General features: G+C 60.9%; 23 protein-coding genes. 12 read left to right on the top strand and 11 right to left on the bottom strand.

The annotated features are described in order from the left end of the window. Position 1 precedes the first annotated feature (1 nt). Positions 2-2,590 (bottom strand): DNA gyrase subunit A, encoded by a 2,589-nt coding sequence (gene gyrA / locus QP999_RS04720; RefSeq protein ID WP_284847793.1) that lies wholly within the window; start codon positions 2,588-2,590, stop codon positions 2-4. 79 nt (positions 2,591-2,669) lie between these two features. On the opposite strand from gyrA, the gene QP999_RS04715 reads away from it, so the two are divergent. Genes QP999_RS04715 through QP999_RS04700 form a run of 4 tightly spaced genes read left to right on the top strand, consistent with a single transcriptional unit; the run spans position 2,670 to position 4,101 of the window. Further along, entirely contained in the window at positions 2,670-2,891 is a 222-nt protein-coding gene (locus QP999_RS04715; protein WP_070444506.1) for a CopG family transcriptional regulator, read from the top strand. Next, a complete protein-coding gene (locus QP999_RS04710) occupies positions 2,888-3,148 on the top strand; it encodes a cell filamentation protein Fic (protein WP_284847792.1) in 261 nt (86 codons plus the stop codon). Before QP999_RS04715 ends, QP999_RS04710 begins: the two co-directional genes overlap by 4 nt. 49 nt (positions 3,149-3,197) lie before the next feature. Beyond that, positions 3,198-3,644 (top strand): hypothetical protein, encoded by a 447-nt coding sequence (locus tag QP999_RS04705; protein WP_143334958.1) that lies wholly within the window; start codon positions 3,198-3,200, stop codon positions 3,642-3,644. A gap of 10 nt (positions 3,645-3,654) precedes the next feature. Then, positions 3,655-4,101 (top strand): DUF6918 family protein, encoded by a 447-nt coding sequence (locus QP999_RS04700; RefSeq protein ID WP_284847791.1) that lies wholly within the window; start codon positions 3,655-3,657, stop codon positions 4,099-4,101. A gap of 73 nt (positions 4,102-4,174) precedes the next feature. On the opposite strand, the gene gyrB is transcribed toward QP999_RS04700, so the two are convergent. The 5 genes from gyrB to dnaA all read right to left on the bottom strand — a co-directional run bounded on the left by gyrB (position 4,175) and on the right by dnaA (position 11,465). Then, positions 4,175-6,226 carry a DNA topoisomerase (ATP-hydrolyzing) subunit B gene (gene gyrB / locus QP999_RS04695; RefSeq protein ID WP_144676073.1) on the bottom strand — a complete coding sequence of 684 codons (2,052 nt, stop codon included), beginning with the start codon at positions 6,224-6,226 and terminating at the stop codon, positions 4,175-4,177. Positions 6,227-6,356: 130 nt separating this feature from the next. Beyond that, the gene (locus tag QP999_RS04690) at positions 6,357-6,899 is read right to left on the bottom strand and encodes a DciA family protein (protein WP_284847790.1); all 543 of its coding nucleotides are present in this window, start codon (positions 6,897-6,899) and stop codon (positions 6,357-6,359) included. Continuing rightward, positions 6,892-8,070: a DNA replication/repair protein RecF gene (gene recF, locus QP999_RS04685; protein ID WP_284847789.1), complete on the bottom strand. Its 1,179-nt coding sequence runs from the start codon at positions 8,068-8,070 to the stop codon at positions 6,892-6,894. Before recF ends, QP999_RS04690 begins: the two co-directional genes overlap by 8 nt. Before the next feature lie 5 nt (positions 8,071-8,075). Then, a complete protein-coding gene (gene dnaN / locus QP999_RS04680) occupies positions 8,076-9,257 on the bottom strand; it encodes a DNA polymerase III subunit beta (protein ID WP_284847845.1) in 1,182 nt (393 codons plus the stop codon). Positions 9,258-9,833: 576 nt separating this feature from the next. Next, the gene (gene dnaA / locus QP999_RS04675; RefSeq protein ID WP_070563700.1) at positions 9,834-11,465 is read right to left on the bottom strand and encodes a chromosomal replication initiator protein DnaA; all 1,632 of its coding nucleotides are present in this window, start codon (positions 11,463-11,465) and stop codon (positions 9,834-9,836) included. Between the two features lie 799 nt (positions 11,466-12,264). Between dnaA and rpmH the strand changes: the two genes are divergently transcribed. The 8 genes from rpmH to QP999_RS04635 are packed head-to-tail and all read left to right on the top strand — an operon-like array spanning position 12,265 to position 17,198. Further along, complete coding sequence (gene rpmH, locus QP999_RS04670; RefSeq protein ID WP_003847033.1) at positions 12,265-12,408, top strand: 50S ribosomal protein L34; 144 nt, start codon at positions 12,265-12,267, stop codon at positions 12,406-12,408. Between the two features lie 3 nt (positions 12,409-12,411). After that, entirely contained in the window at positions 12,412-12,780 is a 369-nt protein-coding gene (gene rnpA / locus QP999_RS04665; protein ID WP_284847788.1) for a ribonuclease P protein component, read from the top strand. Next, positions 12,768-13,046 carry a membrane protein insertion efficiency factor YidD gene (gene yidD, locus QP999_RS04660; protein ID WP_070444526.1) on the top strand — a complete coding sequence of 93 codons (279 nt, stop codon included), beginning with the start codon at positions 12,768-12,770 and terminating at the stop codon, positions 13,044-13,046. Before rnpA ends, yidD begins: the two co-directional genes overlap by 13 nt. A gap of 9 nt (positions 13,047-13,055) precedes the next feature. After that, complete coding sequence (gene yidC / locus QP999_RS04655; RefSeq protein ID WP_250224462.1) at positions 13,056-14,042, top strand: membrane protein insertase YidC; 987 nt, start codon at positions 13,056-13,058, stop codon at positions 14,040-14,042. Between the two features lie 23 nt (positions 14,043-14,065). After that, positions 14,066-14,695, top strand: a complete 630-nt coding sequence (gene rsmG / locus QP999_RS04650) for a 16S rRNA (guanine(527)-N(7))-methyltransferase RsmG (RefSeq protein WP_070524939.1) — start codon at positions 14,066-14,068, stop codon at positions 14,693-14,695. A gap of 10 nt (positions 14,696-14,705) precedes the next feature. Further along, positions 14,706-15,554, top strand: a complete 849-nt coding sequence (locus tag QP999_RS04645; RefSeq protein ID WP_070521927.1) for a ParA family protein — start codon at positions 14,706-14,708, stop codon at positions 15,552-15,554. Positions 15,555-15,560: 6 nt separating this feature from the next. Next, a complete protein-coding gene (locus QP999_RS04640) occupies positions 15,561-16,616 on the top strand; it encodes a ParB/RepB/Spo0J family partition protein (RefSeq protein WP_070521924.1) in 1,056 nt (351 codons plus the stop codon). A gap of 6 nt (positions 16,617-16,622) precedes the next feature. Beyond that, positions 16,623-17,198, top strand: a complete 576-nt coding sequence (locus QP999_RS04635; RefSeq protein WP_284847787.1) for a hypothetical protein — start codon at positions 16,623-16,625, stop codon at positions 17,196-17,198. A gap of 5 nt (positions 17,199-17,203) precedes the next feature. On the opposite strand, the gene QP999_RS04630 is transcribed toward QP999_RS04635, so the two are convergent. From QP999_RS04630 to pepN, 5 genes are all read right to left on the bottom strand, one after another. After that, on the bottom strand, positions 17,204-18,388 hold the full coding sequence (locus QP999_RS04630) for an N-acetylmuramoyl-L-alanine amidase (protein ID WP_284847786.1): 1,185 nt from the start codon (positions 18,386-18,388) through the stop codon (positions 17,204-17,206). Positions 18,389-18,453: 65 nt separating this feature from the next. Next, a complete protein-coding gene (gene trxA / locus QP999_RS04625; protein WP_070521914.1) occupies positions 18,454-18,777 on the bottom strand; it encodes a thioredoxin in 324 nt (107 codons plus the stop codon). A gap of 7 nt (positions 18,778-18,784) precedes the next feature. After that, complete coding sequence (gene trxB, locus QP999_RS04620) at positions 18,785-19,711, bottom strand: thioredoxin-disulfide reductase (protein WP_284847785.1); 927 nt, start codon at positions 19,709-19,711, stop codon at positions 18,785-18,787. A gap of 89 nt (positions 19,712-19,800) precedes the next feature. Continuing rightward, positions 19,801-20,343, bottom strand: coding sequence for an RNA polymerase sigma factor (locus QP999_RS04615; RefSeq protein ID WP_070521975.1), 543 nt, complete (start codon positions 20,341-20,343; stop codon positions 19,801-19,803). A gap of 138 nt (positions 20,344-20,481) precedes the next feature. Continuing rightward, entirely contained in the window at positions 20,482-22,992 is a 2,511-nt protein-coding gene (gene pepN / locus QP999_RS04610) for an aminopeptidase N (protein ID WP_284847784.1), read from the bottom strand. Between the last annotated feature and the right edge of the window lie 26 nt (positions 22,993-23,018).

The raw sequence follows: 23,018 nt of genomic DNA, 5'->3' as shown, positions 1-23,018 counted from the left end.
GTTACTCCTCGTCCTTATCGGCATCCTTGCTTTCAGCTTCGTCCTGCTTGGAGTCTTCCCCAAGCTTGAGGTGCTCAGGCTTGACGTCCTCCACGGACTTCTCACCCTTGGCCACTGCCTGGGCATTCTCCTCGCCGTCGTCCTCCACGTTGCGGTCGATGGCCAGCAGTTCGACGTCGTCAGCCAGGTTAACCAAACGCACGCCCATGGTGGCGCGGGAGCTCGGGCGAATCTGGTTGACCTCAGTGCGCACCACGCCGCCGGCGGAGGTGATGGCGAAGATCTCGTCGTCCTCGTCCACAGCGATAGCCGCAATGAGCTTGCCGCGCTTCGGGGTGTACTTGAAGGTCATCACGCCGAGGCCGCCGCGGCCCTGCGGGGTGTACTCTTCGATGGCCGTGCGCTTGCCGTAGCCGCCGGAGGTGGCAACCAGGAGGAACTGACCGTCGTTGACCACAGACATGGACAACAGCTGGTCGTCGCCGCGGAAGCGCATGCCCTTCACGCCGGCGGTAGCGCGGCCCATTGGACGGAGCTGGTCGTCGTCGGCAGTAAAGCGGATGGCCTGGCCCTGCTCAGAGGTGAGCAGGATGTCATCGCCCTCGTTGACCAGCTGGGCACCGATCAGCGCATCGCCCTCGTTGAGGTTGATGGCGATGAGCCCAGCGGAGCGTGCGGATTCGTAGTCGGTGAGGCGGGACTTCTTCACGCGGCCCTGCTGGGTAGCAAGGACGAGGTAAGGAGCGTCCTCATAGGACTGAATCTGGATGACCTGGGCGATCTTCTCCTCCGGCTGGAACTCCAGCAGGTTGGCCACGTGCTGGCCGCGGGCGGTGCGGCCTGCCTCCGGAAGCTCGTAGGCCTTGAGGCGGTAGACGCGGCCGAAGTTGGTGAAGAACAGGATCCAGTCGTGCGTGGAGCAGACGAAGAAGTTCTTGACAATATCGTCCTGCTTGAGCTCCGCGCCGCGCACGCCCTTACCACCGCGCTTCTGTGCCTTGTAGGCATCCACCTTGGTGCGCTTGGCGTAACCGGTAGCGGTGATGGTGACCACGACGTTCTCGCGGGCGATGAGGTCCTCATCGGAAACGTCTCCGGAGGCAGCGACAATCTGGGTGCGACGCTCATCGCCGTATTTCTCGACGATTTCCTCCAGCTCATCGTGGACGATCTGACGCTGACGCTCGTCGCGGGCCAGAATGTCCTTGAGGTCTGCGATGATCTCTTCGATCTCCGCCAACTCATCAATGATCTTCTGACGCTCCAGAGCGGCCAGGCGACGCAGACGCATGGCCAGGATGGCATCGGCCTGGATCTCGTCGACGCCGAGAAGCTGCATCAGGCCCTCGCGTGCCTCCTCCACCGTCGGGGAACGGCGGATGAGCGCGATGACCTCATCGAGCATGTCGAGCGCCTTGACCAGACCGCGCAGGATATGGGCGCGCTTCTCGGCCTCATCGAGGCGGAACTGGGTCCGGCGGACGATGACCTCAATCTGGTGAGCCACGTAGTAGCTCAGCATTTGGTCCAGGCGCAGGGTGCGCGGCACGCCATCCACGATGGAAAGCATGTTAGCGCCGAAGGAGGTCTGCAGCTGGGAGTGCTTGTACAGGTTATTAAGGACAACGCGGGCTACGGCGTCACGCTTGAGGGTGACCACGATGCGCATGCCCACACGGTCGGAGGATTCATCCTCAATCTTGGCGATTCCGGCGATCTTGCCGTTGACCACAGACTCCGCAATATTGGAGATCATGTTGTCCGGGTTGACCTGGTAGGGCAGCTCAGTGATAACGATGGTCTGGCGGTTGCCCACCTCCTCAATGGAGGTCACGCCGCGCATGCGGATGGAGCCGCGGCCGGTGGTGTAGGCATCCTTGATACCCTGATCACCGACAATGAGGCCCGCAGTCGGGAAATCTGGGCCCTTGACGCGTTCCATGCAGGCGGCCAAGGCTTCTTCCTCAGAAGCATTCGGGTTATCCAGCAACCAGTAAATGGCTTCCGCCAACTCGTTGAGGTTGTGCGGCGGAATGTTCGTGGCCATACCGACGGCGATACCGCCGGAGCCGTTCATCAGCAGGTTCGGAACGCGGGAGGGCAGGATAGTCGGCTCCTGCGTTTTACCGTCGTAGTTCGGCGCGAAGTCGACGGTATTTTCGCGGATATCGCGCACCATCTCCATGGCCAAGGGCGTCATACGGCACTCGGTATAACGCATAGCTGCCGGGCCGTCATTACCGCGAGAACCGAAGTTACCCTGGCCATCAACCAGCGGGTAGCGCATGTTCCACGGCTGGGCCAAGCGCACGAGGGTGTCATAAATAGCGACGTCACCGTGCGGGTGGAACTGACCCATCGTGTCCGAGACCGGGCGGGCGGACTTTACATAGCCGCGGTCCGGGCGGTAGCCGGAGTCATACATGGCGTAGAGGATGCGGCGGTGAACCGGCTTGAGACCGTCACGCACCTCCGGAAGGGCACGACCGACAATGACGGACATGGCGTAGTCGATATAACTCGACTCCATCTCCTCATTGATGTCAATTGGTTGGATGCGATCGAAAAGATCACCGTTATTGTCACTCATAACGCCCTATCCTACCCTTTAGGGCCGTATAAGGCCGTTTGTGGCACGGCTGTGGTATCACAGTGATACCATTCGCGCTATGGCTATGACACTGCGCCTGACCCCGGAACAAGACCACGCGCTGACCCTGCTGGCCTCCGCGCAAGGAACCTCCAAGCACGAGACGGTGGTCCGCGCCATCGTTGCGGCAGCAGCACGAACCCTCTCGGATGCCGCCGTGCAGGACACCGCGCGCCGGCTGCTGCCTGGGCGTTCAGAATTAGAAGCGGAAATCCGCCAAGCCCGGGGAGGGCGTCAATGAGCGCAGAACAGCTGCTCCTCGTCGCGCGGGAGTTCTGCCAGGCCTATCGGGTGCGGGTTATAAACTTTGCCGCCCTGGCCGCCGCGGCGGCTGCGAGCACGGCCACCATTGAGGGAATTGCCGTTCATGGCAGCCGCGATGCGGCGGCGGAATCACTGGAGACAGTCTTGCGTTCTGTCCCCGCGCTCAGCGGAAAGAATGAAGAATTCGCGCGATTTTGCGCCGAGGTCTATCTTTCTGTTGCAGAAGTTATGTAAGTTAAACATGATAAAGAAGTCTCTATTCCCTTGTAGGAGGAATCCCCCTATGCCCTCGAAGTCTTTGAAGAAGTTCCTCGCCGCCAGTGTCGTGGCCACCACTCTCGCTACTGCCGCAACGCCGGCTGCGAGCGCTAAGACCGCCGACAATGACTGGCAGAAAAACCTCAACCCCGACTTCAAGCAGGGCGAAGCCGGCACCACCCTCACCGGTTCCTCGCCGTTCGACATGACGCTCATCATCGGCGGTAGCATCGCCGCCGCAGCAGCACTGCTCAAGCTGGTAGTGGATAACGTCCCGGCACTGCGCGCCCAGGTAGACGAGTTTGCCGCCCAGATCGGGATGGCCGGGTCCTCCGGTTCTTCTGAGAACAGCCGCCTCTACGAAGGTGGCCTCGACTTCGACCTCGAGCGCCTGGCCCGCACCAATGGCTTCCCGGAGATTGCTGACCAGCTCGCCGCGCTCAAGGCAGGCTCCACCGCACCGGCACAGTAAGCTCGCCTGTATGACAAACCTCACCCAGCTTCTCCAATCCCCTACCCGCAACGCCGTAGTGGCGGACTTGGCCACGGCCGCCGATGACACCGTCTCTTCGCTCTCCGGCATTTCCGGAATGGCCTTCAAAGGCGCTTTAGGCGCCGCCAAGAAGGCAGATTCAAAGGTCTTGTCCAAGGGAATCAACCAGATGCTTCCGGAGCTGCTCAACAGCCTGGATGCCTACTGGAAGGAATTCGAGGGCTCTGAGCAGTCTGACTTCGGCACTTATCTGGACGGGCGCAGCGCTGAGATTACCGCCGCCATCATGGCAACCGCGGACAAGGCCGCGGAGAATGTGAACGCGCCTGGCATCGCCCGCACCTACAAGTCACTGCGCGGCAAGGCCTCCTCGATCCTGGAGCCCAACGTCGCGACCATCGGCCGCGTTCTGCAGCGCCATATGGGTACTGTTTAAACGCCTGCTTGGCGACGAAATAAGACCAGCACCTCATATGAGGTGCTGGTCTTTGCGGGTTTTGGGCTAGCGTTTAGACGTCGAGGAAGCGTACGTCCTTCGCGCGGCGGGTAATGAAGGAGCGGCGAGCAGACACGTCATCACCCATGAGGATGGAGAAGAGCTCGTCGGCGCGCTGGGCGTCCTCCAGATCCACACGGCGAAGCACGCGGGTGGTCGGATCCAGGGTGGTCTCCCACAACTCGGAGGCGTTCATCTCACCCAGACCCTTGTAGCGCTGAATGCCGTCATCCTTGTTGATCTTGCGTCCCTGCTCCAAGCCCTCAGCAAGCAGCTTGTCGCGCTCGGCGTCAGAGAAGGCATAGCCCGGCTGGCCCTTGCCCCACTTCAGCTTGTACAGCGGCGGGTTAGCCAGGAAGACGTGGCCATCCTCAACCAGCTGCGGCATGAAACGGAAGAGCAGGGTCAGCAGCAGCGTAGCGATGTGCTGGCCGTCCACGTCAGCATCGGCCATGAGCACGATCTTGTCATAGCGCAGCTTGGAAATGTCGAATTCTTCGTGGATGCCGGTGCCCAGGGCCGTGATGATGGCCTGAACCTCAGCGTTCTTGAGCACCTTGTCCATGCGGGCCTTTTCCACGTTGAGGATCTTGCCGCGCAGCGGCAGGATGGCCTGGAACATGGAATCGCGGCCGCCCTTGGCAGAACCACCTGCGGAGTCACCCTCCACGATGTAGAGCTCAGAAAGCTTCGAGTCCTTGGAACGGCAATCCGCCAACTTACCCGGAAGGCCACCGAGGTCACCGGCGGACTTGCGGCGTACCAATTCGCGCGCCTTTCGCGCCGCCACACGGGCGTGCGCAGAGGACACGGCCTTGTTGATGATGACCTTGGCCTCAGCCGGGTTGGCATCGAACCAATCGTTGAGGTGCTCGTTAACGGAGCGCTGGACAAATCCTCGAATCTCCGAGTTACCCAGCTTCGTCTTGGTCTGGCCTTCGAACTGCGGATCCCCAACCTTGACGGAAATGACGGCGGCAAGGCCTTCGCGGCAATCTTCGCCGGAAAGGTTGCCATCCTTTTCCTTGAGGAGCTTGTGCTCCTTGGCATAGCGATTCATCAGTGAGGTCAGCGCCGCGCGGAAGCCTTCCTCGTGCGTGCCGCCTTCGTGAGTGTTAATGGTGTTGGCGAAGGTGTGGACGGACTGCTTGTAGCCCTGGTTCCACTGCAGCGCGATTTCTACCTCATGATCCTCACCCTTAACGTCGAAGGCAACGATGGTGGGGTGGATGGCGGTCTTGTTCTTGTTGAGGTGCTCAACATAGTCCTGCAGACCGTTTGGGTAGTGGTAGGTGACTTCCTTCTTCTTTTTCTTGGACGCCTGGTCTTCGTCACCGTCGGCAGCCTCAGTGGACTCCCTCTTCTCATCCAGGCTGCTCAGGCTCACTGGGGCATCGCCAGCCTCGGCGATCTCCTCCAGTTCGGCCTGTTCCTTAGAGATGGCGCGCTCATCGCGCAGCACGATGGTCAGGCCCTTGTTCAGGAAGGCCATCTCCTGCAGGCGGCGAGCGATCGTGTCGTAATTAAACTCGACGGTCTCAAAGATCTCCGGGTCCGGCCAGAAACGGATGGTGGTTCCGGTACCGCGAGCATTATCGCCTTCCACGAGTTCATCCGGGATGGCGTTGTTGAAGTTCTGGTACCAGTGCTTGCCGTCGCGCTTGATGTCTGCCTCGACGCGGGTGGACAAAGCGTTGACCACGGAGATACCCACGCCGTGGAGGCCGCCGGAAACGGCATAGGATTCGGAGTCGAACTTACCGCCGGCATGCAGCTGGGTCATAACCACCTGGACAGTGGGAACGCCAGAGGCGTGCATTTCCACCGGGATACCACGGCCGTTATCGATAACTTCGATGCCGCCGTCTTCGCGGAGGGTGACGATGACCTTGTCAGCAAAGCCCGCCATCGCCTCATCGACGGAGTTGTCAACGATCTCCCAGATCAGGTGGTGCAGGCCACGGGCACCGGTGGAACCGATGTACATGCCGGGGCGCTTACGGACGGCTTCGAGGCCCTCCAGAATTGTGATTGACCCCGCATCATATGCGTGTTGTTCAGCCACGGATTCGTGTTCTCCTTTTGGCTAGAGCTAAATCTAAGACTCTAGCCATTCTACACTGTGTCCCCCCACGCAAGGGCACTGCACGCCCGTGAGAGCCCCAAATTTGCGTGAATTTCGCGGTCGCCCAAAATCAGCCGTACGTATCTTGCGAACCTTGCGGCTTCACCCATTGGCGGCCCTCATAGTTGCGGTGCTGCTTAGGGCCCTGAATGTGCAGCTTAACCACTACGTCTGGGCCGAGGCGATCAGCAATCTTCTGCAAGATGGGGCGCTGTAGGTAGCGCAACTCGGTGGCCCAACTGGAGGAATCACACGCCACGTAGACAACCTGCTCCTTGATGGTGAGCGGTTGCGTGTGCGCGGCGATGCGCCCGCCGACGAGGTTTTCCCAATTGCCCATGACCCAGCCATGGGCCAATTCGTGTTCCCAGCCGCGCTTGCCAATCTCTCGTTGAATCTGCGCGCCGAGGCTAGGGATCTCGAGGCTCCGTCGCCTGCGACGGCCATCGGGACCGCTCGGCCGGCCACGCCGATACGGCGTTGGCTGTTGCTCCGAAGGAGTCGGCGTCAGGTTCATCTTGGGAGCCGGCTTGTTGAGCTTCGGCGGGTTCTTGGAATTACTTCGCGTGCGCTCGAAAAGCGCCTTGACCGGATCGAAGTCCTGCTCAGTCATCCTCGTCACCGCCCGCCGTATACGGAGCGATCTCGGAGATTCGGCCCTCGTCGGTATCTCGCACTGTGACCGTAAAGCGTTCAATGGGCTGCAAGTTTCCGGGCAAATCCTCATCCACCGCCGCAGTAATGAGCACCTGCTCCGCACCCGCGGCGAGGTGAACGAGCTTTTCGCGCCTTTTCGCATCGAGCTCGGCGAAGACATCATCAAGGATGAGAATCGGATCAGTGCCGTCTTGGCGCAGCAGGTTGAACTCCGCCAGCCGCAAGGAGATGGCATAGGACCAGGTCTCGCCGTGGCTGGCAAAGCCCTTGGCGGGGCTCGTGCCAAGGTTGAGCACCAGATCGTCGCGGTGCGGGCCAACGAGCGAGATGCCGCGTTCGATCTCTCGTTGACGCTTCGTGGCAAGCTCGGTGAGCATCATGGCCTCGATAACCTCGCGGTCTGAGATGTCCACGGTGGATTTGTAGTCAATGGCGGCCGGTCGCGACTCCGGGGCGAGCCCGGCATAAGCGGCGGGAATGTGCTCGCGGAGTTCGTCGACAAGCGCTAGGCGTGCCTGAATCACCTGCGCGCCGAGGGAAGACAGCTGCGTATCCCACACGTCGAGAGTGGCCAGCGCCGAGGCACCGTCACTGTCGCTGTAGCCCCGGCGCAAGCTTGGCGACGCCGACTTCAACAAGGCATTGCGCTGCTTCAGGACCTTGTCATAATCAGCTTTCACTCCCGCCAGGCGTGGCGTGCGGGAGGCAATGATGTCATCCAAATACTGGCGGCGTGCTGCAGGTTCGCCGCGCACGAGGGACAAATCCTCCGGGGAAAACAACACGGTTTTCACCACGCCAAGTAACTCGCGCGGGGACTTCAGGCGCGTGCGGTTGATCTGCGCCTGGTTGGCCGCGTGGGGTTTGATGAGCAAGTGCGCGGTGAGCTCTCTGCCCTGGTTCACCGCGGTGGCGGAGATGCGGGCATTGTGCGCGCCGTGGCGCACGAGGGGGGCATCGTGGGCCACACGGTGCGAAGAAAGATGCGCGGTATACCCGATGGCCTCGACGATATTGGTCTTGCCGAAACCGTTGCGGCCGACAAACAGGGTGATCCCCGGTTTCAGCCTGAGGGTGAGCTCGGGCCAGGAGCGGAAGTCCCTGACATCGAGATCGCGAATGTACATACGGCCTAGCCTGGCAAGCGCACTGGCATCAGCAGGTAGGTGAAATGAGTCTCCGGAGTCGGGAACGAGCCGTCCTCGTTGGCCGCTGGTAGCTCCTCCGGCTCCGGAATCATGATCGCAGGCCGCGAAGGCTCGGTAAAGCCAAAGACCACGCGGTCCGTGTGAACCACAGCCAAACCATCCTTGAGGTAGGACGGGTTGAAGGCGATGACGAAGTCCTCACGGCCGTTGAAAGCACAAGGCAGGGATTCGCTGGCGCGGCCGGAGTCCGCACCGGCTGCCAAGGTCACCTCGCCTTCGCTAAATTCCATGCGGATCTGCGCATTGCGATCCGTCAACAACGAGACGCGGCGAATGGCTTCCTGGAGCGGAGCAACCTCGATGCTGGCCATGGCGCTGTGGGTCTTGGGCAGCAAGGGAGCAACGTTGGGGAAATCCGCGTCCAGCATGCGGGTGGTGGTCTCGCGGTTATCCGCATGCAGGCCGAACAGGCCTTCGGCAGCGATGTTCTCACCCGTGCCCACGGCGATTTCAACCGGGATGTTGAGGTGCGTGTCCAGGGAACGGCCGGTCTCCTGCAGCGTCTTGGCTGGGACGAGGAGCTTGGCCTGGACGTCAGGAGATACCGGCTCCCACTCGAAGGTGCGCATGGCCAGGCGGAAGCGGTCCGTTGCCGTCATTTCCACGTGGGAACCATTGATGTCGATGTGCACGCCGGTGAGCATCGGCAGCGTGTCATCCTTGCCGGCCGCGGCGACAACCTGACTGATGGCTTCGACGAAGAGCTGCGGGTTAATGGTGCCGGTGACCTCCGGCAGGACAGGGAGCTGGGGGTAATCATCCAGCGGGATGAGCGGCAGTTCGAAGCGCGAAGAACCACAGGTCAACAGAACCTTGTTATCCTCCTGCGTCATCTCAATTTCCTTGTTGGGCAAGGAAGCAACGATATCAGAGAGCAACTTACCGGCCACAGCGATGCGTCCCGGCTCATCCACCATGCCGGCGATGCGCACGCGGGTGGAAACCTCGTAGTCGAAGCCGGTGAATTCCAAACCATTGTCATCCGCGGTGATCAGCATGGCGCGCAGTACTGGTTGGGTGACCTTCGAAGGAAGGCTGCGCGCGACCCACGCTACGGCGTTAGCGAGATCATCTTTGGCAACGCGAAATGACACGGACTGCTCCATGATGGTGAGACGCTCCTCTAGTTGCGGATGGAAGATTCTTGCAAGCTCACTCCAACTTACAGGATCGGTGCCGAAGCACAGGATTTTGTCATTCACCCTCCCTGCTTTGCGATTCAAGCGCGCGACCGTGCAGGGCGCCGACGAATCACACACATCCTTTTTCTTCTTGGTTAGGGAGAAAACAAAATAGGAGTAGTAATAAGCGCTGTGGGATCTGTGGACAACCCGCTAAAAGCCAAGCTCTTCACGGTGAAACGATCTGTGAGTCGGGGTGTGGGATCACTGTGATCAAATGACAAGAAATGTGAGTAACTGGGTCGGGGTCAAAGTTATCCACAATTCATCCCCAGATCTGTCTGCGCTGATCACAGGGTTAATCACAAGGGCGATGACCCTTCTGATCTGCTGTGGAAGAAGAAAACGTGATGAGGATCTACAAATTACAACAATGAAATTACACAGCTGTGAATAACGGTGTGGATAACTTTTGGGTGGATCGCAAAGACGCCCCTACCCACGCCCGCGGAATGGTTGTTGCGGGAGGTGGGCAGGGGCGTCGCCAAGCGCTGCGTGGTGTTAACGCTGGTTGTGGTTCTTCACGCGTTGGGTTAGGGCCTGGATCTCGTCGTACGTGTTGCGGTTCTCAGTCATCTCCTTACGGATCTTGCGGTCCGCATAGATGACGGTGGTGTGGTCCTTGCCGCCGAATTGATCACCAATCTTGGGCAGGGAAAGCTCTGTGAGCTCGCGGCACAGATACATGGCCAGCTGGCGGGCGTGGGCGACGGCGCGCTTCTTACCAGAACCGCGCAGGGTATCCACGTCGATGTCGAAGTAATCCGCTGTGACCTCGATGATGGCCGCCGCGGTGATCTGGCGATCCGCAGAATCCGGGGCTAGATCATGCAGGGCAATCTCCGCCATCTCTAGGCTGATCGGTTCATTGACCAGGGAAGAATACGCAGAAACACGGATGAGCGCGCCCTCCAGCTCGCGGATCGAGGATTCGAAGCGAGAGGCGATGAGCTCGAGGACCGAGCGATCGACGTCGGTCCCGTCCGCGGAGGCCTTCTTCATGAGGATGGCGATGCGCGTTTCCAGGTCTGGCGGCTGAATATCCGTAATCAGACCTCCCTCGAAGCGTGTGCGCAGGCGATCCTCCAGCGTGGTCAGCTGTTTTGGTGGACGGTCGGAAGACAAAATGATCTGTTTATTTGCCTGGTGCAGCGCATTGAAGGTGTGGAAGAACTCCTCCTGCGTGGACTCCTTACCTTCGAGGAACTGGATGTCATCGACCATGAGGATGTCCAGGTTGCGGTAGCGGCGCTTGAAGGATTCCTGGCGGTCATCACGCAGGGAATTGATGTAGTCGTTGGTGAATTCCTCCGAGGAAACGTACTTCACGCGCAGGCCCGGATGCAGGACCTGGGCGTAATTACCGGCCGCGTGCAGCAGGTGGGTTTTGCCCAAGCCGGAGCCGCCCCAAATGAAGAGAGGGTTATAGGCGCGGGCGGGGTTTTCGGCCACGGCCACGGCGGCGCCGTTGGCAAAACGGTTGGAGGACCCGATGACGAAGTTTTCAAAAGTGTGCTTCGGGTTGAGGGACTTTTCGCGGTTCGGGTTGTGCGCCGGTTCCTCGCGCGGGATGCGCGGTCCGGTTGCCTCGGGGTAGCCACTCGGAACGCTGCTTTGCTGATCGCTGTAGTGCTGTGCCAACTCATCCAAGCTGGCCGGAGAATGCGCAGTGTCCCAAGAGCGCGGCTGATGGTGGCTTGGCGTCTCTGGCTGAGCAGATGGAGTGGGCGGCATGGGCTGCTGGAAAGCCTGTGCCTGGTGCCCCATGCCGTGCTCGGGGGCCTCTGTTTGGATGGGGCGCTGGGGTGCGGGCGCTTCAGGCGCTTCTTCGTGAGCCGGCTGCGGCGGCGCCGCAATGGTCACGGCCAAAGAACAAGGGCGCCCCATATGCTGCGACAAGGTGCGGGTGATGTACTCCCCCAGCTCGGCCTCGATGACATTCTTGGCGTTCTCGTGCGGAGCGGCGATCAGCGCGTAGCCATCACCGATCATGATGGGTTCTACAAGTTGAAGATTGAGGCGCTGGCTATGGGAGAAATTAGGTACGTCCGAACTTGGTTGTTCGGACTGAGCCAGTAAATCACTGACCACAGCTTTCCAGCTGGCCCGGAGGGCTGCTTGCGGATCAGACAAAACGCCTACCTTCTGTGTAGTTACAGTTCACGCGGTGTCATCGGCCGGGGCCGGTCACACCTACTCGGTTCCCTGAAGAAGAGGCCTTGGGAGCTGAGTATTTACTGCGTGACTGTGGGTTGGGGATCGGGGATGGACGGATGGATGAGGAGAGATACAGGATGAGAAATCACATGAAGTTGTAATTTCCACCGAAGATTCCACACGATGTTTTGGTGCGTAACCTCGGAATCCACAAAGTTATCCACAAGTGTGGATAGGTGGTTTATCCACAGCCTATCTCATAGCTGTGGATAACTGTACATCGGCTCCTCAATACAGTTAACCTGCATAAACAGCGAAAGTCTCAAGTCTTCATTGAGAGTTATCCACACCCTGTGGGTGACTGTGGAATTCGATTCCTCAGTTGTACCGCGTTATGAGAGCGCTGTCTAACGCACTTTTATGCGGGCTCGGCACGGGGGCGCCAAGCGCGGCTCAAGAACGGCGAGAGGGGGCGCTTGCCGCGCAGCATGTGGGCAAAAAGTGGCGTTCTAGCTGCGGATAAAAACATCTTTGTAATTTCGGGGACACCCAGTGTGTCGATTTGTTTCGCGCACTATCTGTCACGTAACCTGTGATGGTCTATCGCAACAGTGCATGGTGCACATGTTGCATGTGGGAATGCCTCGCCACGCCTCACGGCGCTTCACGTGCGAAGCCACATCCCCACGTACACCATTCATCAGTGGATGTTTATGCCCACCGCCCTTACCGGCGTGTGGCTGTGCCATCCACCAACAACTTCAAGGAGTTAATCGTGGCAAAGGGTAAGCGTACCTTCCAGCCGAACAACCGTCGTCGCGCTCGTAAGCACGGCTTCCGTACCCGCATGAGCACCCGCGCCGGCCGCGCCATCGTCGCCGCTCGTCGCAAGAAGGGTCGCGCTAAGCTCACCGCTTAATTCATGCTTCCAGCCCAGCACAAGCTCACGTCCCCGAGGCAATTTCGGAGGACCATCAAGGGCGGGCGCCGGGCGGGCACGCGCACTGTCGTCGTGCATTTGCGCTCTAACGACGGTGAAGACGACATCGCGGCCACTGGGCCGCGGTTCGGCCTCATCGTGTCGAAGGCCGTCGGGAATGCCGTGGTTCGCCACCGCACCTCCCGGCGGCTTCGTCATGTGTGCATGTCCCTCATGCGCGAAGGCGTCAACGGGACAGTATTGCCCGCCAATGTTGACATTGTTATCCGCGCCTTGCCCGCTAGCGGTAGTGCCACCAGTGAGCGTCTTGAGCGTGATATCCGCAAAGCGCTAAGCACATGGGATATCTGAACTCTCAAGGAGAGGAAATTCCTGAAGCCCGCGGGTTCGGGAGAGTTCTAGTTCACGGGGTGCGCTTCTACCAAAAGCACTTGTCAGGCCTTAAGATGGTCTCCACCTGTCGTTTTGAACCGACGTGCAGTGCCTATGCCCTCGAAGCCATTTCCATCCATGGAGCCTTCAAGGGGACGGGCATGGCCCTCGCCAGGTTATGCAAGTGCGGTCCCTGGCACCCGGGCGGGTTTGATCCGGTACCGACCAAACAACAACTGAGGTAAACAACTCTCGTGCTTAATTTCATTTATTGGCCAATTTCAGCCGTCCTGTGGTTCTGGCATTGGCTCTTGAGCTTCGTCCTTGATTCCGCATGGGGCGGAACCTGGATCATCGCCATCGTTCTTCTGACATGGACGCTCAAGGCCATCATGGTCAAGCCGACGATCACGCAGCTGCGCTCTTCACGCAAGATGCAGGAGATCCAGCCGCAAATTCAGGAACTGCGCACCAAGTACGCCAATGACCAGACCAAGGCTGCCCAAGAGATGCAGCGCATCTACAAGGAAGCCGGCGTTCGTCCGGTGGCGGGCTGCCTGCCGATGTTCGCGCAGATCCCCATGTTCATTGGTCTGTTCCACGTGCTGCGCTCCTTTGACCGCACTGTTGCCGTCGCCGGTGGCATTGGGCACCCGGCGGGTGAAGCCATGTCAGAGGAGATGAACGCCTCCATTGCGAACTACATCTTCAAACCTGAGCTGGTGAAGCAGTTCGTAGACGCCAAGATTTTCGGTGTCCCGCTCGTGGCCAACCTGCGCCTCAACTCCGGTCTGGAGATTGTTAAGGAAATCACCACCGCACAGGCGGCCTTCATCATCGTGCCGCTCATCGCCATCATTGCGACGCTGACCCACTTCAACGCCCGCATGACGTTGAACCGCCAGGAGGCTCGCCGTGCCGCCGGCAAGACCGCTACCCCGCAGGGCCAAAATGCGGAGATGATGCAGCAGCAGATGGCCATGATGAACAAGATGATGCTGTGGTTTATGCCGGCAATGCTGGTGTTCTCCGGCTTCATCTGGCCCATCGGCTTGCTCTTCTACATGCTGGCCAACACCGTGTGGACCTTCTTCCAAACCCGCATTGTCTACGCCAAGATGGACCGCGAGGAAGAAGAAGAGGCAGCCGCCAAGGCTGAGCTCAAGCGCACTTCTGCCCCGAAGCCGGGCGCACGCAAGAAGGATCACCGCTCTAAAAAGCAGCGCCGCAAGAACAACTAGAACGTAACCCAGGAGTTTTCACAGTGACTGAATCTGTGTCCGACACTGTGCCACTGGACCCGTCTGATGTCTTCGGATCGCGTCTGCCGCTCGCGCAGAAATACCACGATTCGCTGGCTACGGACGGGTCCACCCGTGGTTTTATAGGCCCCCGCGAGGTCCCGCGCCTGTGGGAGCGCCACCTCATTAACTGCGCCGTGGTCGCGGAGGTAATGCCGCAGGGCGCCACGCTTATCGACGTCGGCAGTGGCGCCGGCTTGCCCGGCATCCCGCTCGCCATCGCACGTCCCGACCTGAAGATCACTCTCATCGAGCCTTTGCTGAAGCGCTCCACTTACCTCAACGAGGTCGTCGACCTGCTGGGCCTCGACAACGTCACCGTCATCCGCGGCCGCGCCGAGGAAGGCCCGGTGAAAAAGGCCGTTAAGGGTGCCGACATCGTGACCTCCCGCGCGGTGGCCCCGTTGGGCAAGCTGGCCAAGTGGTCCCTGCCGCTGGTTCGCAAGGGCGGAGAGATGATCGCTCTCAAGGGTTCCTCGGTGCACGAGGAGCTGGAGCGCGACGCCGCCGACATCAAGCGCGCCGGTGGCGGAAAAGCCGAGGTCATGACCATCCACGGCACCACCATTATCCGTGTCCCGCGCGTGAACTAAAGTAGACGGCATGACTCATCCTCGTCTTATCACCATCGCGAACCAGAAGGGTGGCGTGGGTAAAACCACCTCCGCCGTCAACCTTGCCGCCGCGCTCGCTGAGGCCGGCAAGAAGGTCCTGGTGATCGACTTGGACCCGCAGGGCAATGCCTCCACCGCGGTGGGCGCGGAGCACACCTCCGGCACCAAATCCAGCTATGAGGTTTTGTTGGGTGACTGCAGCGCGGAGGATGCGATGCAGCACTCCCCCGACGATGAGAACCTCTACTGCATCCCCGCCACCATCGACCTCGCCGGCGCGGAGATTGAAATGGTCTCCCTGGTTCGCCGCGAGTTTCGCCTGTATGACGCCCTGCACAACGGCTTCCTCGAAGAGCATGGCTTTGAGTACGTTTTTATTGACTGCCCACCGTCTCTAGGCTTGCTCACCATCAATGCGATGACGTGCGCAGAAGAGGTCATTATTCCCATCCAGTGTGAGTACTACGCCCTGGAGGGCGTGGGCCAGCTGCTGGGAAATATCTCCATGATCCGTGAGCACCTCAACGAGGATCTGCACATCTCCGGCGTGCTGCTCACCATGTTCGACGCCCGCACCAAGCTGGCTGAACAGGTGGCCAATGAAGTGCGCGAGCAGTTCGGCGCCGTCGTCTTAGGCAACGTCATCCCGCGCTCCGTTCGCGTTTCGGAGGCGCCGGGTTATGGTAAGACGGTTATCGCTTATGACCCGTCGTCGACAGGCGCCCGCGCCTACGCCGCCGCCGCACGCGAGTTGGATAAGCGCGGGGACTACACGCCGCACCCCACCACGGGTGCCATTGGCGTGAGCCCAGAGATTTTCGCGGAATTGGAAGGATAGGACACCGTGGCAGATAAGAAGGCAGACCACAAGCCGGAGCAGCGCCAGGGCGGTTTGGGCAAGGGCTTGGCCGCGCTCATCCCGTCCGGCCCGGGTGCGCCCTCCCGCAAGCCACGCTTGGGAGATTCCGCCGCAGATATCATTCTCGGTGCGTCCACCGGCGCTCCTAAGGATGCCGGCACGAAAAGGGTGCAGGGTGCGCCCACCATCCAGCAATCCTCGGGTTCGAAGAAGCGTCAGGCCAAGCCTTCGGTGATTGGTGCGACTTACCGCGAGATCTCCGTCGGTGACATCATGCCCAACCCGAAGCAGCCGCGTACTGTCTTCGACGAGGATGACCTGGCCGAGCTGGTCCACTCCATCAAGGAATTCGGTCTGTTGCAGCCAGTCGTGGTCCGGCCTTCCGAGGAGGGCGGCTTCGAGCTCATCATGGGTGAGCGCCGCTGGCGTGCCTCCTCTAAGGCGGGCCTGGCTACCATCCCGGCTATCGTCCGCGATACCAAGGATGATGATTTGCTGCGGGACGCTCTGCTGGAGAATATCCACCGCGTGCAGCTCAACCCGTTGGAAGAAGCACACGCCTATCAGCAGCTTCTTGAAGAATTTGGGGTTACCCAAAATGAGTTGGCTGATCGCATCGGTCGCTCGCGCCCGCAGGTGACCAACATGATCCGCCTGCTCAAGCTGCCGGTGGACGTGCAGAAGCGCGTTGCCGCGGGTACGTTATCGGGCGGTCACGCTCGCGCGTTGCTGGGTTTGCCGGATGCAGAGGCCATGGAGCTCATTGCCAATCGCGTCGTGGCCGAGGGTCTGTCTGTGCGAGCCACCGAGGAAGCCGTCACCCTGTACAAGCGCGATGGCAAGCCAGCCGAGCCAACCAAGAAGCCCGCTGCCCCGCAGCCGCAGTTCTTTACGGACTCCGCCGAGCGCTTGGCCGATCGCTTCGACACCAAGGTCACCGTCACCATGGGCAAGCGCAAGGGCAAGATGGTCGTCGAATTCGGAGACCAGGAGGATTTCGAGCGCATCCTAGCGCTCATTGAGGGCAAAGAAGGCAGCTAGCTCGCCATGCTCGTTCAGGCCGTCAAGGAAGGTGTTGCTATCAACCCCTTGGCGGCCCGATCTATTTTTTGGGAGATGAAAACCACGGTCGCTGATCCTGCATTTGAAAAGGAGGCATGGATCAGTTCCACCCTGCTGCGCTGCGGCGACTGCGGTTTTACCGTGGGCGATGAGGCCACGCTCCTCTTCTGTCCGCCTGAGCTTGCCCCCGGTGTGGCCAAGCTGCCCACTTCCCCCGTCTCGGAGGATGCGGTCCTGGTGACTTCGCTATTTGTAAAGCCGCACCGCGCGGCGAAGGGCTTGGAAGCAGTGCTTCTCGACGCCACCATCATGCACCTCACCTCCCGCGAGGCAAGCGCCGTTGAGGCCTTTGGCTTTCGTGATGCCCACCAGGCCGAAGAGCTCCTCCGCGAGAAACCCGCTCGCATTGGCCTATTACCTGTGGAGACGCTGGAGTCTGCCGGTTTCATGGTGGTGCGCGATCACCCTATTACCCCGCGCCTGCGCCTCGAGCTTCCCCCGGCCTTCGACCTGCTGACCGCAGCCGCGGTGGAGGACCTCCTCGCCCGCGCTTTGGCCTAATCCCTTTAGGAAGAGCGCTCGGCGCGCAGTAGCTCGTCGAAGCGATAGGTGCCGGTCACGGCGGTATCCTCGTCCAAGAGGTAGAGGCGCTTGACGGAGACGACGATGGCCTCGGCGATGTCATCGCGGCGGTCCGGGTTGGTAAGGATAGCCACGTCCTTGGGGCTGGTCAGGTAACCCAGCACGACCTGCACCACCGGCATCTGCGTCAGGCGCAACAACGCCCACGTGCGGCCGTGGTTGCGGCAATTACCCAGCTCGGTGCGGGCAACGATCTCACGCTGGATGAAGCCGGAGAGCGTCTCACCGATGAGGGAAGAGTTGCCGGATTCCGACCCAAAGTAGAAGGTGGCTACGCCGTTGGCCTTCTCCGTGGGGTATTCATCGCAGGCCAGTGAAATAACCAGGTCGGCGTCGAATGCATTGGCCATGTCTGCGCGGTCACGGATCGATGGGTCATCGTTGCGCGGGCGGGAGATGATGGTCTCCATGCCGGCGGCGATCATGCGCCCGGCAACGCGCTCAGCCAAATCCCAGAGGATCTCCTCCTCCGTGATGTCACCAAAGCGTCCCCTGACCGTGTTGCCCTTGTTGAGGCCACCCAGGCTGGGGTCGATCACAACGCGCTTGCCGGCCAGCTTCGGCCCGGCATTGCGCACGCGCTCGCGTTCCTGGATATTGTGCGCCGAGCCGCCAGTGATACGCCGACCCAGCAGGTTGAGGGCGTTAATGGTGGCAGGGCCACAGATCCCGTCACTGCGCAGGCCAGAGTTGAGTTGGTATTCCGCCAGCGCCGCGTAGGTGCGGGCACCGAAATGGCCATCGATGCGTTCTTGGTAGAAGCCAAGCTCCTGCAATTGTTCTTGGAGCTGTGCTACGTCATCGCCCACCTGCACGTTGCCCGGTTCATAGGCCAGAACGCGGGCGCCCAGCGTGTAGGAAGCCTGGCGCAGCTCGCGCAGAGTGAGGTCATCAATATCGCCGCTAGGCACGATGCCGCGGGATTGCTGGAAGGCCTTGAGGACCTCGGCCAAATTGTTATCAAAGTGCTTATCGGCTTCGGAGTACTTTTGCTTCTTCCAGTCGGACAACGTCCCCTGGTAGTCAGTCATCAGGCCGAGGCGGGCAAGGGTTGCGCGTGCTTCGGCGACCCGAACGCTCTGGTCACCTACACGTAAAACGCGATTCACACCTACCCCTTTCGTGATCAAGGAGGCGCACCGCAGTGCGCCATCAACGAGTTAAAGAATACCAGTTAGAGCTGTTTCTTTATCTGCGCCACGATGTCGGCCTTGGAACGCAGGCCGACGAACTCGTCGACCTTCTCACCATTCTTGAAAATCAGCACGGATGGGATCGACATGATCTGGAACATGGCACCCAGGGTGCGCTCCTCGTCCACGTTGACCTTGACCACGGAGACGTCATCATCGAGTTCTTCGGCGACCTCTTCGAGAATCGGGGACAACTTCTTGCACGGCCCACACCATTCAGCCCAGAAGTCCACGACGACGGGCTTGCCTGCCTCCACGACGTCCGCGCGGAAGGAATCAGTAGTGACGTTCTTAATGTTGCTCATGTGACTACTAACGGTTATCGGCGAGGAAATGTTCCGCATCAATGGCCGCGCGGCAGCCGGAGCCAGCCGCGGTGATGGCCTGCTGGTAGTGGTCATCCACCAAGTCACCGCAGGCAAAGACACCAGGCAGCGAGGTCTTGGTCGAAGGCTGTTCCACTACGACGTAGCCAGCCTCATTGGTGGCCACCTGGCCCTCGAGGAAGCCGGAGCGCGGGTCATGGCCAATCGCCACAAACATGGCGGTGACATCGAGTTCGCTGGTTTCGCCGGTTAGGGAGTTCTTGACCTCCAGGCCGCCAACCTTGCCGTCCTTATCCAGGACGCGCTCAACGGTGGTATTGGTCAGCCACTTGATCTGTGGGTTCTCCTTGGCGCGCTCCAGCATGATCTTGGAGGCGCGGAAGTTCTCGGAGCGGTGGATGATCGTTACGGTTTCGGCGAACTTGGTGAGGAAGGTGGCCTCCTCCATGGCGGAATCGCCGCCGCCGACGACGGCGATGTTGTGGCCCTTGAAGAAGAAGCCATCGCAGGTGGCGCAGGCGGACACGCCGCGCCCAGCGAGCTCGGATTCACCCGGAATGCCCAGGTAGCGCGGCGCTGCACCGGTGGCGAGGATGACGGTGCGGGCCTCAAAGACCTCGTCACCGACGTGCAGCTTCTTCACCTCGCCCTCGAGCTCGACGGAATCGACAACCTCCATGCGCAGGTCCGCACCGAAGCGGATGGCCTGGGCGCGCATTTCTTCCATGAGCTCGGGGCCCATGATGCCCTTCTGGAAGCCCGGGTAGTTCTCCACCTCGGTGGTGTTCATGAGTTCGCCGCCGTATTCAAAGCCCTCGAAGACGATGGGATTGAGCTCGGCACGTGCTGCGTAGAGTGCTGCGGTGTAGCCGGCGGGGCCGGAGCCGACGATGGCGACATCGTGGATGGTCACAAAAAACTCCCTTGAGACGACAATTCTTGGACAGAATCTGATTCATGTTCGCGCACATCGCGCGAAAGATAGTGTGATTCTACTCGGCCTCAGTCTATCGCCGCACGCAGCACTTGCCGAGCCCGGGCTCGCCGCGACTTCACCGTGCCTGGCGCAACGCCCTGCACTTTGGCCACCGCATCGATGGGATAGCCAGCAACATCGGTCAGGTACAACGCTTCTCGCTGGTCCTGGCGCAACGTCTCCATCGCTTGGGCCACCGTGATGCGTTCCGCCAAGTTCTCACTGGGATTGTGCGCGAGTGCGTAGTTGCGGTCATCCTCAATGATCTCTGCATCGAGGGAGGCGTTCTCTCGGTTCGAGCGGTGGTTGAGGAAGTCATAGCCGGAGTTCATCACCAGCCTGTGCAGCCATGTGCTCAGCGTGGCATCGTGCCGGTAGGAGGCCATGTTGCAGCTGGCCTTGAGCAGTGCCTCCTGCACGATGTCCTGCGCATCATCATCGTTGCGCGTGTAGCGCCGCGCCATGGCCGTCAGGCGCGCACGGTGCTTCTCGACGATTGCCGAAAAGGCCTTAGTATCTCCGCCAATGAAGGCGTCGACGAGTTCACGATCGGTCGGCTGAGCTGACAAGAAGAATCCCCCCGGAAACTTGAGCAATGACACATGGGTCAACACAGTCCCTTGGCCGAAGCCGATGGTGTGTGATTGTCCCCCGTTAATGTGTCTGCGAGTTTACGGGAAGATTCTTCTGTCCGCTACGCGCCGCGTCTACTGCGCCGCACGCACGCGTTGCGCACGACGCAGCGCATCCTGGCATTCCAGCAGCACGCGGCGCAGCGCCCGAGGGCGCTCGCTGCTCAGGAACTCGCTGGTGGCGGCGTCGGCCATCGCGAGATCCGGGTAGAGCCCGCGCACGAGGCGGTTAGCAATCTCGATGGGGTGCTCCTCCCAGAGCTTCGCCAGAGAGTCGAAATACTCCTGGGCAAAGGCCTCGGTGAGGTGGGCCGAGCGCGGGGCGTTAAACGCCGCGAGTAGGGAATCCACTTCCGCGTTGGAGTACTTGCCCGGCGTGCGCACGAGGTCGAAGACCTCTCGCTTGAGCTCGGCCGACGGGAAGGCGTGGGAGGCGCCCAGGTAGGCGGCGGCACCGGTGAGCGTGTTGTCGCGCTCCTTCTCAGCCTTCAGCTCCTCGGCGCTGACGGCATCGCAGGCGGCCAGCGCGCGGAGGATGGCCCAGCGGATGTCCGGGTCGAGGGCGAGGCCGTCGAGGGAGCCGTCGTACAGCGCGCGCAGGCGCTGCGTGCCGGATTCCTCCGGCGTGGCCGCGAGTGCCTGGATGGCGGCGCGTGCGACGGTGAGCTGGGCGTCGGAGCCAGCAGGGGCGGCCTGCAGCACCTCCCAGAGGCGCTCAGCGTAGTCGGCGCGGATCTCCTCGCGAACATCCTCGCTCACGAAGTGGTCGATGGCATAGCGGGCATTGGCAAAGGCTGTGGTCAGAAGCGTGGGGTTGGACTCCGCCGGGGCGTGGTTGAGCACCGTGTCCAGGTAAGAGCGTACCGGCCACTCGCCATCGCGGGTGAGATTCCACAGGGAAGTCCAGATGACCGCGCGGGAAAGCTCATCCGGAACTTCAGACAGGCGCGTGCGGATGGTGTCCAGGGAGGTCTCGTCGAAGCGGACCTTGGCGTAGGTGTGGTCGGCGTCGTTAAGCAGCAGCAACGCAGGTGCCTGAAGTCCCGATGCCTCATCGAGGATGGTGCGCTCGCCCTCCAGATCGACGTCGAGGGTGGCGTACTTGTTCAGGGAGTCATCGAAGAGTGCCACGTTGAGGCGGTGCGGGCGCGTGGTGTCCTCGGCCTCCACCGCGATGGCGAGCTCGTGGATCTTATCGCCGTCCGTGTGCAGCTCCGGGGTGAGCGTATCCGGGCCCCACGTGCGAAGCCAAGATGTGGACCAGGCGTCCAGGTCGCGGTCGGTGTGCTTCTTCAGGGCCTTGAGGAGGTCGTCGAAGGTGGCGGCAGCAAAGGCGTGCTTCTGGAAGTAGTCGCGCGCGCCGGCGTAGAAGTTCTCCCGGCCCACGTAGTGCACCAGCTGCTTGAGCACCGCCGCACCCTTGGCATACGTAATGCCGTCGAAGTTCTGGCGCGCGGCATCCACGTCCGGGATCTCGGCCTTGATCGGGTGCGTGGTGGGCAGCTGATCCTGCAGGTACGCCCAGTTCTTGCGCTGGCCGGCGAAGTTGACCCACGCCTCGGTGTATTCGGTGGCGTGCACCGAGGAATCCGCGCCCATGAACTCCGCGAAGGACTCCTTGAGCCACAGGTCATCCCACCACTGTGGGGTGACTAGGTCACCGAACCACATGTGCGACATCTCGTGCAGGATGGTATTCGTGCGGCCGGCATGCTGCGCGCGGGTGGCGGCGGAACGGAAGAGGTAGTGCTCCGTAAAGGTCACGAGGCCGGGGTTCTCCATGGCGCCCAGGTTGTATTCCGGAACGAAGATGGAATCATACTTGCCCCACGGGTACGGGTAGCCATAGTTGCTGTGGAAGAAGTCCATGCCTTGTGCTGTGACCTGCAGGATTTCATCATCCAGATACTCCGCCATGGAGGCGCGGGCAAAGGCGCGCAGCTCCACTTCCAAGGAGCCATCGGGTGCGGTCCAGGTGCTGTGCTTCTCGACGTACGGCCCCGCCGCAAACGCCGTCAGATACGTCGACAGCAGAGGGGTCGGCGCGAAGTGCGCTACTTCCCCGCTATCCGTCTTCTCGCGGCCGACCTCCGGCTGGTTGCTGAGCAGCTGCCAGCCCTGCGGGCCGGTGAGGTGCACTTCGTAGCTTGCCTTGAGATCCGGCTGGTCAAAGCAGGGGAAGATGCGGCGGGCATCGGATGGCTCGAGGTGTGAGTAGAGGTACGTAGTGTCATCGGCCTGGTCGTGCATGCGGTGCAGGCCCTGGCCGGTGCGGGAGTAATAGGAGGAGCCGGTGATCTCCACGGTGAGTTCCTCCCCCACTGGAAGGTTGCTCAGGTAGACCCGTCCACCGTCGAAGGTGTTCTCCACCTCCTTGCCGTTGACGCGCACTGCGTGCACGGCCTTGCCCAAGTAATCCACGAAGGTCTCAGGCTCGGCGGTGGTGAAGCTAATGCGCGAGGTGACCTCGTAGGAGTCGGCGTCGGTTGGCGCGCTCGTGACGTCGAGGTGCAGCTCGTAGGTGCTCAAACGCAGCGCGGCGCTGCGGGCGGTGGCTTCTGCATGAGTGAGGTTTGCGGTAGTCATGCGCTACATCTTAAACGTCGCTGCGG

Source organism: Corynebacterium sp. MSK004 (assembly GCF_030232515.1).
GTDB lineage: Bacteria > Actinomycetota > Actinomycetes > Mycobacteriales > Mycobacteriaceae > Corynebacterium > Corynebacterium hesseae.
Note: the sequence above shows the minus strand (reverse complement) of the source record. Positions and strands in the feature narration are given on the sequence as shown.